Origin of the sequence: Litoribrevibacter euphylliae, assembly GCF_042646085.1 — a bacterium.
GTDB classification, from domain to species: Bacteria; Pseudomonadota; Gammaproteobacteria; order Pseudomonadales; family Litoribrevibacteraceae; genus Litoribrevibacter; species Litoribrevibacter euphylliae.
In genome coordinates this window covers 36,791-48,674 of record NZ_JBHRSZ010000001.1, presented here as the reverse complement: position 1 = coordinate 48,674, position 11,884 = coordinate 36,791, and the positions used below count along the sequence as shown (strand labels likewise).

Sequence of the window (11,884 nt, the reverse complement as noted above, 5' to 3'; positions counted from 1 at the left end):
AATTAATGATTAAGAACCCATTGTCACCAGTTCCTCTTTAAACCTTCCAAAAACTCCAATGGTTCTATCATAAGTGTCAGCAAGTGAACTCTTACTGAAAGGATTTATAGGTAATTCCTGTTGTGGTTTAACATCTTGTTTTTGAGTGCCTTTCAAAACAATATCAATCGGTAAGCGGTCTGTTTTCGTCAATCTATTCTTGGTGGATTTCCCACCGTGAATTTTCATCTTTTGAGTGTTAACTACATTTGAAGATGGAATGTCTTCAGCTAATTGATACGCGTACTTAATAAGTGATGGTTCTGCTGGCATATAAAGAAAGCCTTCTTCTTCTTGGTCTGTTGCTCGGAGTATACGACCAAGAATTTGTCTGAAATATAACTCTGTCTTGACGCGAGATAGATGACAACAAACCCTTAAACGCGGAATGTTAGTGCCTTCACTGATCATACCTACAGATATGATCCATTTATCCTTGCTATATTTAAAATCTCGAATAACGGTTAGCGCGTCGTCTTCCTGATAGGTTGCTATTGAGGCGTCCTCACCTAGTTCATACTGCAGAATGCTTTTGATTTTTTGTGCATGTGACACAGAGGCAGCAACAATCAGCCCCCCTGCATTAGCAACACTTTGTCGAACCCTATCAAGCTTTGCAGAGGCTTGCTTTAACGTATAGATAATCAATTCATTATTCTCAATGATTTGCTGATAAGAGCACTCTGTTTGCTCCAACAATTCTGAGAATGATCGATACTCGCGTGTTTCATCTTTCGAATGAAGCTGAATCTGATCGTTATCAATTAAGATCAATCTTGGTTTTCTGCATACGCCATCAGCAATCGCCTTGGATAATCCATATTCGTAATCGCAATGTATACTGTTGTCTTCCAATCTGTAGCGTGACAAAGCGATTGGAATATTGTCAGATCGCCAAGGCGTTCCAGACAGAGCCAAAGTGTAGGCTGCTCTATCTTGAATCTTAGAGAGAATAATCTGACCCCAAGCGTTTGTATTATGGAAATCACTACCCGCACAGTGATGAATTTCATCAAAGATCACAAATACTCGGTATTGATCGAAGAGTTGCCAAAACTCTTGCCCTAAAGAGAGCATTCCTTGATATGTAATGGAGCAACCATGCGCTCCAAGTTTTCCATCCAGCCTTCTGCCGGTTTGATTTTCTATTTCAGTCTGAAAATCTGTGGAAACGATTAGTGAGGGGGAAAAACAAAATATAAAATCAATCTCATTTGCTTCGAGTAACTGTTTAGCAAGCATCGAAGCCATAAAAGTCTTACCAGCGCCTGGTGTTGCAAGGCATAAAAAATGAGATTAACCAGAGTTATACTGCTGAAGAACGCGAAAAAGGCACTCGTGTTGCCACTGTCTTAATTGCATAAATTCTATTTACTGGCAGGCGACAAGAGCTTCCAGTGCTCGAATGCGACCAAGATTTTTTGAATAGCGGTCCCTTGCCTGGTTATAAAGCTCTTGAATTTGATCTGCTTTATCCGGATTTTCATGACATAAGGCTTCATATTCCTCTACTTCTCCCAGATCGGTTAGCAGTTCGAACTTGTAATTGTTGATTCTATTTCTCAGGTGATCTTTAAAAGTATCTGCTTCGCGCTTGGCTTGTAATGAATTTCGGGCATGAGGCGTTCCAACCTTAACTGTTCTGACATTTAGCTCTGCCACTAATTGATATTCGGTAGACCTTCTAACTGTTTTACCTGTAGGTATTAAAAAACCGCATTCACATAGACGTTTGATTGTCCTATGAATGAACTGTACGGCTGCGCTACGGCTAATCCCTTCTATTTGAGGTAACGTCAAATAAGCATCCGTTAACTCTGGCGCAGTGAAACACTCAAAATTACCTGAGCTTAGAAGTGAGAGGATTTCAGGTTTAAGTTTGATCTTACTCATCGTGGTTTACATGGCTAAACGCATATACCAGTACAAACAATACTTAGGATTCCTAAGTATACACAACAGTAATATACTTAGACAATCTAAGTATCATAGGTCGAAATAAGATGAACACCCTTTGTCCAGTTCAAGTCCCTTCACTAAGCGTTTATACCAAGCACGCAAAAAGAAAGGCATTAGCCAGCGTGAGTTGGGAATTCGTCTTGGAATGGAAGCCAGCTCGGCCAGCAGTCGTATGAATCATTATGAAAAAGGTCGTCATACGCCAGATTATGACACCTTAAAAAAGATGGCTGATGAGCTTGGTGTACCTGTCGCTTTTTTCTTCTGTGAATCTGATATCACAGCTGAACTTCTCTGCCTTATAAACAGATTGAGTGAAGATAAACAGAAAGCTCTCATTCAACAATTAACTTCAAACACAGAGAGAAAAGACTAGCCTTACTTTCACTGAGTAATAGCTATGGACTCTTTTAATTTGATCTAAGGGTCGTTGGACAGAATTGATTAAATTAAAGTTACTAGGCTGATACAAGTTGATTTAATGGACCTATTTAAGCTTTTCAGTCCATTTTACTGGCAGTATAAGCGGACTAATTAAAACAAATAAGAGACTGAATTTTAAAAAAACACCTATAGTCAATTTTTTTAAATATACAAGTACGTTATTACTCAATACAACAACAGGCTTCCCCCTTAAATCAGGTCGAAAGACTTGTTCACAACTGGCAAAGAATGAATTGCAGTCCACTAACGCGTACATGCGCGATGCAACCGGATGGATGAAATCACAACCCCTTCGATTAAGAGATCTTGTTCATCATGGATAGGAATTGGAGGGAATTTCGGGTTTGCAGCTACTAAACAACGCTTCGTTAAATCCAAATACTTACAAGTTAACTCACCATTAAATGCCGCAATCACAATATCGCCATCTTTGGCTTCAATGGAGCGATCGACAATCAAAATGTCTTGGTCGAAGATACCTCTACGAATCATAGAGTCCCCAGAAGCACGTACTAAATACGTCGCAGAAGGGTGCTTAATCAACAACTCATCAATACTCAAGCTGCGCTCGGCATAATCGTCCGCCGGGCTTGGAAACCCTGCAGCAACCCAAGATGTAAAGAAGCTTAGCTTCGATATCTCACTCCGAGCGATATGAACAACTTTCATAGTTTATTCACTTCACCAAAATAACTGTAAAAATATACAGCAAAAAATAAAGAAAAGTGAACCAGAAATCGATAAACGGGTATACATAAATATTAATACTTTTAACCTAAACCAGCCTCAATCCTCCCTACCTTACTGGCTTTAAGGTAATTTAACATTGTCGAAAAAACCGTAGCTATCTATGCTGGCTGCTGCAAAAAAGGATGTAAAACAACCTCAGGTATATTGTTAATCGAACTAAAAACAAACAATCTGAAATATTTAGTTCAAAACACTACTAATAAGGAAATAAGTAGATGCACAAGCATTTTTCTATACTTAGCTGTATAGGTCTCTCATCTTTAATGGTTCTATCCACACCTCTCCATGCATTCAGTACACTCACAGAAGTAAATGATAAAGAAGTTATTGGTGTTTCACCGAATGCTCAAATAATCTTCGGTAAAGAAGGCTTAAAATGGAGTGAACAAGACGGTTTTCAGCCAATAGCAACGTATGACGTTACATCATGCTCCAACTCTGGCGAAGTGTGTATTGGAGCAATCAGTAGTTCCGAAGCATTTATCTGGAATAAAGGGGAAGATACTGAAAGTCTAAATTCCCTTCTCAATTCAAATTACCTGATGCCTGGCGATATAACCGCTAACGGTGAAATTATTGTTGGATCAGATATTTCCAGCGGTAATGGTTTCTACTGGGAGACATCAGGAAACAAAACTGATATTCCGCCATTAGACTCAAGACCTTATTCATCAGTTCGAGTTAACGCCATATCAAATCAAGGTGAGTATATTGCAGGCACCAACATAGCTAATAACATTGTTGGACAAACTCCCGAGTACGAAGCTTTTTTTTGGACTTCAGCTGAAGGAATGACGCCTTTAGGGGATTTACCTGGCGGCAATTTTTATAGCCAAGCAACCGATGTTTCAGACAACGGTACCGTAGTTGGCTATTCTCTGGATGATAATGGTTACATGGCATTCCGATGGACCCAAGATGGAGGTATGCAGCCTTTAGGTACATTAGAAACAGGCTGTTATAGCCAGGCATGGGCAGTCTCTGCTGATGGATCAACAGTCATTGGAGAAAGTTGCTTTGGTAGTAAGCGCTCCGCCTTCATTTGGAATGAAAGTCAGGGAATGCGAAAACTGCTCGATGTATTAGAGCAAGATTATTCGGTCGACATTAATAACTGTAATGGTTCCAGTTGCTCTGTTAATGCATGGAAACTAAGAGCAGCAACAGGAATATCCGATGATGGAAAGACTATTGTGGGTTGGGGGTATAACCCCAGTGGAAATCAGAAAGGATGGGTTGCACAAGTTAATCGACCTATAGAAATAGATTCCGATAAAGATGGTCTATCAGATTCTGATGAAACAGCACTGAATCTATTACCCACAAAACCAGACACCGATAACAATAACATCAGTGACGGTCTTGAGCATGGGCGTATTATCAAAGGATCTGTTACACACGACTTTGAAAACCTTAATAACAAAACAACTACGGGAAAAATATCTTCTGATGGTCGATATACCGTTTTTTCAACTTATGCAGACAATGTAATCAGTAACGACAACAATAATAAAACAGATATTTTTCGCCGTGATAATGTAACTGGAAACGTTATTAGAGTGTCCTTAACCAATGAAGAGCAAGAGTTAATCTCTGGTGTCAACACCTACACATATATAGCAATCAATGACGATGCCAACCTTGTTGTCTTTTCATCAAATTCAGATGATCTTCTTTCAAACTCATCCAGCTATGAACAGATCTTTGTCAGAGACATTGCTGCTGGCACAACAGAGTTAATATCTATATCTACCACAATGGAAGCAGCATCTGGCAATAGCAGAGTTGGAGGTATATCTAAAGACGGCCGGTACATTGTATACAGCTCAAGTGCGAGTGACATTGTTTCAAATGACAGCAATGGCAAAGATGATATTTTCCTCTACGATCGCCAAAATCGTATAACAACACGCATATCCACAGGGCTTAATGGAGAAGAAGCAAACGACAGTAGCTATAACGCAGAAATTTCTTCAGATGGCAATTACGTGGTTTTCTCATCCCGGGCAACAAATCTTGTCACTCAAAGCGTCATATCATCGTCCAATCTGTACTTGTATGACATTACAACTCAATCCAAAAACCTTATAAGCGTTTCGTCAAATAATGAGTTAAGTAAGAATACCCATGCGACCATTAGAGGGTTCAGTATTTCAGGAGATGGTTCTTCCGTAGCATTCACCTTCGCAGGTGACTTAATTGATACGGACTCAACGGTTACACAACCCCATGCATATCTTCGAGACGTAACGACCAACACCACCATTAAAATATCGTCCGATAGTGTTGCTGGAAGTATTCGAATAGCCCAAAATGGATTGGGTATAGCCTATTCAGAAATTAAAGATGTACTGGAAGAGGATAATAACCAAAAACAAGATATCTATTTCTGGGATCGCTCCAGCAATACTTCAAATCTTATAGCAATTAATAATGAGTCAGCTCAGGCAATCGACTCCAGTACCATTGAAGATATTTCAGATGACGGCACTCTAGCTCTTATCAGTAGCAAAGCACGAAATCTAGTTATTGATGATACCAATGAAGCAAGTGATCTTTTCATCGTAAAAACCTCGCCTCTCAATGCTGAGGACCTTATTACCATTGAAATACTGTCTCCTTCTAATGGCAGTGTTTATAGCATCAATGACACAATTGAATTAAGCGCCACAGCTACAGCCCCTATTGATGGCGATATAAGTGCAACTATCGTATGGAATTCCGATCAAGATGGATTAATTGGTAACGGAAACTTTTTACAAACACAGCTCAGCGCCGGCACTCATAATCTCAGCGCACGAGCATCTGGTACAAGCGGAACTCGAAGCAATACAGTCTACGGAATTCATGTACAGAACAATCCACCTGCTGTATCTATCAGTTCTCCAAGTGCAGGTAATATCTTTTCAACTGGCGACTTAGTCACATTTTCAGGAAATGCGCATGACGTTGAAGATGGAGATCTCAGCCAGTTTATTACTTGGGAATCAGATATTTATGGACCCATTGGCACAGGATCATCCATTAGCAAAGTACTGAGCGGTGGGATTCACACCATTAGTGCAAAAATCACTGACCGATATTCGACAGAAAGTATAACCTCCATAGAGATACAAGTTATTAATACGGCGCCTCAAGCTCAAAATGACACGCTGACTGTTGATGAAGCCGGTACAGGGCTAATAGATCTCGCAGCAAATGATAGTGATTTAGTAGAAGGCTTGAATTTGAACAGCATTACCATCATAAGCCCTCCAAACAATGGCAGCTTGATTGTAAATAACGACGGAAGCGCAGCGTATACACATAATGGAAGTGAAACGGCTACGGATAGCTTTACCTATACTATTCAAGATAATGCAGGTGTTACATCAAATACAGCAACAGCCAACATAACTATCAATTTACTGAATGATAGCCCTGTTGCATCACCTGACAGCATCTCCTTACTTAAAGGGGAAAGCGCTACTGTTAACCTGACAACCAATGATGTTGATCCTGATGACGGCATTGATGTCACCAGTATAGATATAACCTCTCTTCCTTCATCAGGCAGCGTGTCTATAAACAACGATGGCAGCATTCTGTATACACATAACGACAGCAATACATTAATCGATAGTTTTACTTATACAGTCCAAGATACGTTGGGTGCAGTTTCAAACTCGGCTATAGTCTCTATTGTTATTCAAGATCCTACGGATCGATTCCCTTTCGAGGAAGATTTTCAGAGTGACTTACCAACCGGCGATGACTGGAGCTATTATTCGTCCAATTCAGCCTATGGAAGAATTCAAACCATTTCAGGCAAGCTTCGTATGGATGTATCAACAAACGGACAATACAGCTTGAATGAAATGGTAATGAATATAGATATGGCTGGCGTTCAAAGTGCTCAACTGAGTTTTTTCCAGTCCGACCATGGTGACGAACCTCACCCAATGCCGGAATCCTTTACCGGTCATCACAACAGTGATGGTGTAGCTATTAGCAACGACGGTAATACCTGGTACCGATTAATAGATTCATCCAGGCTAGAAGTTAGTAACGCAGGACAGGATTATATTATTGATCTCGATGAAATCATTAATAAGATCCAGACTAAGTATGATCCTAACTTTAACTACACTTCCGAAATGAAATTTAAATTCCAACAGTACGATAATTATTCTTATCCTACAGATGGACGCGAATGGGATAACATTACCATTGATGCTAGCTATTCAGGGCTCAGCGTGACACCAAATCAAACCATTGAAATCGATATCGTAGACTCAATTTCAGACACTTTCGGATGTGAGTCGTTCGAAGTAACAAATATCAGCCAAATGGATCTGCATTGGCAAGCAAACAGCGATCAGCCCTGGCTAACACTACCAGCCAACAATGAAGGGGATCTATCTCAAGGAAATAGCACAGCTCTAGATGCTTGCTGGGATGCCAGCGCTATGACGATTGGGACAACAGCCGAAGGAAACATCACCTTTACAGACACCACAACAGGGGATCAATCCATACACAAAATAAAGATTCGTATTCTCCCAGAGCAACTCCCATTAGCATATCAACAAGACTTTAGCCAAGGACTACCGAGTACAAACGAAGGTTGGGATTTTTACAGTTCATCTTCAGTGGGAAGAATTGCTGTTATTTCTAGTCGCTTACGAATGGATGTTAGCTCCAGTGGTACCTTCACCCTTAATGAAGGGACTATAACCTTAGATCTAACAAACCAAAGTAATATCACCTTATCCTTCTTCCAATCTGAAACATCTGACGAACTACATACAATGCCTGCTAGCTTTAGCGGTCATCACAATAGTGACGGTGTAGCAATAAGCAATGATGGAGTTACTTGGTATCAGATAGTTTCAACCACAGAACTTGATGTTGGTGAAGTAGGAAAAACATTTTCAATTAATTTAGACAATGAAATAGCAAGAATTAAGACAAGCAATGATCCAAACTTTGATTACGGACGAGACTTTAAAATCAAATTCCAACAGTATGATAATTACACTAACCCATCAGATGGGCGTGAATGGGATTCAATTACTTTAAGTAACTAATTACATTACCCGCTAAGACTACTTAAAATAGCTAGAAGGTGAAGTTAGATAGCTTCACCTTCTACCCTGAACTAAACAAGTACCAACAAAATTAAATCGATTCCCCTTACCCCAACCCATACCGATTTATCTTGTTAATCAAGCCTTGGCGGGTAATGCCTAACTGCTGGGCACTTCGGGTTTTGTTGTTGTCATTGGCAGCCATAGCCGCCTGTATCAATCGGATTTCCAAAGCACTGACTTGCTCTTCCAAAGGTTTATCCAAATTCACTTCTAAAGGGGAGATAGTCATCGAAGAGGTAGACGCAGGAAAGGCGTCGTTCTGAATCAAGTCACTGCGAATCAGCGCTAATTCTTGCATTGTAATTTGTTGTCCCAGCGAAATCGCAGCGGCACTTTCCAAGGTGTTTTTCAGTTCCCGAACATTGCCTGGCCAGTCGGTATGGTTGAACCACTCAAGAACTTCAGGTGAGAGGGTTAACTGTGTATTGTGTTGTTCGTTGTAACGATCAAGAAAAGAACGCAGTAACGGTGGAATATCTTCCCGACGTTCATCCAATCTCTGAGTAGTGACGGTTAGCCCTTTGATGCGATAGTAGAGATCATCCCGAAACTCCCCTTGTTGTACCGCCAGAGGCAAATCCCGATTGGTCGCAGACACCAAACGTACATCAATGGTCACCAATTCACGGCTGCCTACTGGGTAAAAGCTACCTTCTTGTAAGACTCGCAGCAGTTTGACTTGCATCGCCAATGGCATCTCACCAATTTCATCGAGGAACAGCGTGCCTTTATCTGCCATTTCCAATAGCCCTTTGCGATCCTTCTCCGCCCCGGTAAAGGCACCTTTCTTATAACCAAAGAGTTCGCTTTCTAAAAGCTCCGCTGGAATGGCACCGCAATGAACGGATATAAAGGCTTGGTCAGAACGTCCGCTTAACGCATGAATAGCATTGGCAATGATTTCCTTACCGGTTCCACTGGGGCCTTGAATGAATACAGGGACTTGCGTTGGTGCAATACGGGTGATGAGTTCACGAATGGCTTGCGTACTCTGACTCACACCAACCAAACCCAATTCATCTCCCGGTCGTTTCTGAAGCTCGTCTTCCAGAGTCTGAACCTGTTGCAATAAACGATGTTTTTCAACGGTGCGTTGGACAATTACTTTGAGAAAATCAGGATCAACCGGCTTGGCGATAAAATCTTCCGCACCCAGTTCAATGGCCCTTAATGCCAACGAGCGCTCATCATGCCCGGTAAGAACCACCACGGGCGTTGAACGATAACGCTTGAGATAGGCCAGACCATCTTCGGGCTTGAAGGTCGGTGGCAACGCCAAATCATGAATGATCAAATCAAAGGATTCACCCGCAGCCTCGGCCTTCAGAAATTCAAGTTCGGCTTGTTGTCCATCACCGCAGCTCACCACTTCATAGCCTGCTTGCTCAAGCCACAGTGAACACAGCTCGCAGAAGGCACGTTCGTCATCCACTAGCAATAACTTGGCAGATGCTTGTTTTACGATTTGTTTAGTCATAGAGCCTTCCCTGTTATTCCGGCAAACGCACGATAAAGCTGACTGGCCAACCACAGTCTTCGCGGTATTCAATACTGCCTTGATGCGCATCAACAATACGGCGCACGATAGATAAGCCTAAGCCACTGCCACCACTGCGTTTACTAATGAAAGGCTCGAACAAGTGCGCCTGCATATCGCCTGGAATTTTTGGGCCATTGTTATGAAGCGCTAACTGCAAGACAGGCCTCTCAAGTTCGTCAACACTCTTGCTGACTTCCAGTAAAATCTTGCCGTCAGGTTGTTGAGCAATGAACGCAGCTGAATTCTCCAAAATATTGATCAGCACTTGTTGTAATCGCGGGGCATCAAATGCCCCCATTAAACGATCGGGCCCGTTCACTCGAATATGAACCTTAAACAAGGCATCAATCTGCTCAACCACTTGATGAATCAGTGCCATTACATCCAATTCGGCTTTATTGAGTTCAGTGTTACTGGCATAACTGAGCGTATCGCGAATCAACAACTCCGCCCGAGCCACTTGGTTTTGAATGTGAGATTTAATCAATGGGTCGGTTTGAGCGGAAGCCATATTGATGATGTTTAATGGATTGCGTAACTCATGCGCAATCGCCGCTGTGAGTCCACCCAGTTCCACCAAATGACGCTGTTCGATACGCTCTCGCTCGGCTTGCGCTTCTACTTTGGCCAATTGCAAAGATCGCTCTAACGAGGCGCAAGTACTGGGCAACATCGCCGCTAAAATCTCCGCCATGTAATGCTTGGCAGGCGGAATGTCTTCCCAACCATTGAGGTAACAATGCCACTGACTCCGTTTCACACAGGTAAACTGAGGCATAAGCTCTGTTTCCACATGGGGTTCGCCTTCAGCATCGACAATGCTCACACCGGCCTTGTAATGACTGCGCTGATACCACATTGTTTCTACGGTTGTTGCCAATTCCTGCCAGGAAGTAACCCGATTCAACCTACTCACCCAACTGTTCAAAGTGGCGTCTTCAATCTTACCGCCCGGGTAAATTAATCGTTCAGAGAAGCGTCTCGCCGGTTCATAAGAGAACCACGCAATCAGTAATAACAGCGTCGAATAGACCAATAATTGCAGGTTGGGAACATGCGACAGTTCTTCCAGACCCAGCGGTTCAATTACCGCCAACACCCCGCCCATAATCAACATCGACACCAGCAACACCACGAACCACTGTAAGGCATGGCTCACCAGTCGGTTGGCTTCCACCAATCGATAACGTACCACTGAGTAAGCCACCAGCACCGCATAGCTTGGTAACGCCAGCATCGGATAAGGAAAAAAATGACTCGGAATCGACGGCAAAATAAAACTGGTCGCCAATAAGAATCCCCAAGCGCCGACCACAAAAATCGCCACGATAGAACGGCGCTTATTGCCCTGACTCCGCTTAAAACCATACAGCAGAAGAATGTGCGCAAAGATTCCAACAGCTACGGTGTAGGCTAAGTTCAGCCAGCCAGCGAAGGCTAAATGAAAGAAACTCGGAAATGCCAGCCACGGCGAGAGAAAACCACCATCAGCCCAAACACTGGCGACCGTCACTAATAAAGCCACACCATAAAGCCAGGGAATTCGGCGTTCTAAACCAAAGGCAGACACCCCCGAATCTTTGAGCCAGACAATGACAAAATGCAAAAAACTGGTCGGTAATAAGGGGTTAGCTAACAGCAAAGGCACCGCAAATTGCGGCTGTTGTTGAAGAGCAAAGATATGACCCAAACACCAGATCGCCATCGACAAGCAGAAGCCAGCCAGAGCAGGCAAGCTCGCATCTTCTCGGCGACGACTCCACAACCAAATCGCTACGCCCAAAGCGGTTAATACCGTTGTCCATAGACTGATATTAAAAAGAATCGAAATTTCCATGACTCATCGCCTACTACAAAACAAATCGTAAACTTACTTTACACCCAGCCCAACAATAATCGCCTACAAAGTTTACATACAGAAATTTCCATTGACCAGTTTTTAGTCAACCTTTTTAAACTAAACTAAAGTAATCCAGTAGAAACAAGCAGTTAGACAATACCTTAAAAGCTTGGCACCCAC

Annotated in this window: 6 protein-coding genes and 2 pseudogenes; 2 read left to right on the top strand and 6 right to left on the bottom strand. The window is 42.3% G+C overall.

Annotated features, from left to right (window positions below; genetic code table 11):
• Positions 1-9 precede the first annotated feature (9 nt).
• Both ACFOEK_RS00175 and ACFOEK_RS00170 read right to left on the bottom strand, forming a co-directional pair.
• A pseudogene (locus ACFOEK_RS00175) lies at positions 10-1,317 on the bottom strand (DEAD/DEAH box helicase); the annotation flags it as partial.
• A 93-nt stretch (positions 1,318-1,410) separates the two neighbouring features.
• Entirely contained in the window at positions 1,411-1,932 is a 522-nt protein-coding gene (locus tag ACFOEK_RS00170; protein WP_386714364.1) for a hypothetical protein, read from the bottom strand.
• A 121-nt stretch (positions 1,933-2,053) separates the two neighbouring features.
• On the opposite strand from ACFOEK_RS00170, the gene ACFOEK_RS00165 reads away from it, so the two are divergent.
• The gene (locus ACFOEK_RS00165) at positions 2,054-2,374 is read left to right on the top strand and encodes a helix-turn-helix domain-containing protein (RefSeq protein WP_386714361.1); all 321 of its coding nucleotides are present in this window, start codon (positions 2,054-2,056) and stop codon (positions 2,372-2,374) included.
• Positions 2,375-2,599: 225 nt separating this feature from the next.
• Here ACFOEK_RS00165 and ACFOEK_RS00160 read toward each other — a convergent pair.
• Both ACFOEK_RS00160 and ACFOEK_RS00155 read right to left on the bottom strand, forming a co-directional pair.
• Positions 2,600-2,698: pseudogene (locus ACFOEK_RS00160) on the bottom strand (Y-family DNA polymerase); the annotation flags it as partial.
• On the bottom strand, positions 2,686-3,111 hold the full coding sequence (locus ACFOEK_RS00155; RefSeq protein WP_386714359.1) for a LexA family protein: 426 nt from the start codon (positions 3,109-3,111) through the stop codon (positions 2,686-2,688). The pseudogene ACFOEK_RS00160 and the gene ACFOEK_RS00155, both read right to left, overlap by 13 nt.
• A 296-nt stretch (positions 3,112-3,407) precedes the next feature.
• Here ACFOEK_RS00155 and ACFOEK_RS00150 point away from each other — a divergent pair, with 296 nt between their 5' ends.
• Complete coding sequence (locus tag ACFOEK_RS00150; protein ID WP_386714356.1) at positions 3,408-8,261, top strand: Ig-like domain-containing protein; 4,854 nt, start codon at positions 3,408-3,410, stop codon at positions 8,259-8,261.
• 106 nt (positions 8,262-8,367) lie between these two features.
• On the opposite strand, the gene ACFOEK_RS00145 is transcribed toward ACFOEK_RS00150, so the two are convergent.
• Both ACFOEK_RS00145 and ACFOEK_RS00140 read right to left on the bottom strand, forming a co-directional pair.
• Positions 8,368-9,801, bottom strand: a complete 1,434-nt coding sequence (locus ACFOEK_RS00145; RefSeq protein ID WP_386714353.1) for a sigma-54-dependent transcriptional regulator — start codon at positions 9,799-9,801, stop codon at positions 8,368-8,370.
• A 13-nt stretch (positions 9,802-9,814) separates the two neighbouring features.
• The gene (locus ACFOEK_RS00140; protein WP_386714350.1) at positions 9,815-11,701 is read right to left on the bottom strand and encodes an ATP-binding protein; all 1,887 of its coding nucleotides are present in this window, start codon (positions 11,699-11,701) and stop codon (positions 9,815-9,817) included.
• Positions 11,702-11,884: the final 183 nt, after the last annotated feature.

Excerpts from the sequence above, each read along its gene's own strand:
- ACFOEK_RS00170 (WP_386714364.1), bottom strand. The coding sequence starts at position 1,932 with ATGAGTAAGATCAAACTTAAACCTGAAATCCTCTCACTTCTAAGCTCA.
- ACFOEK_RS00155 (WP_386714359.1), bottom strand. The coding sequence starts at position 3,111 with ATGAAAGTTGTTCATATCGCTCGGAGTGAGATATCGAAGCTAAGCTTC.
- ACFOEK_RS00150 (WP_386714356.1), top strand. The coding sequence starts at position 3,408 with ATGCACAAGCATTTTTCTATACTTAGCTGTATAGGTCTCTCATCTTTA.
- ACFOEK_RS00145 (WP_386714353.1), bottom strand. The coding sequence starts at position 9,801 with ATGACTAAACAAATCGTAAAACAAGCATCTGCCAAGTTATTGCTAGTG.
- ACFOEK_RS00140 (WP_386714350.1), bottom strand. The coding sequence starts at position 11,701 with ATGGAAATTTCGATTCTTTTTAATATCAGTCTATGGACAACGGTATTA.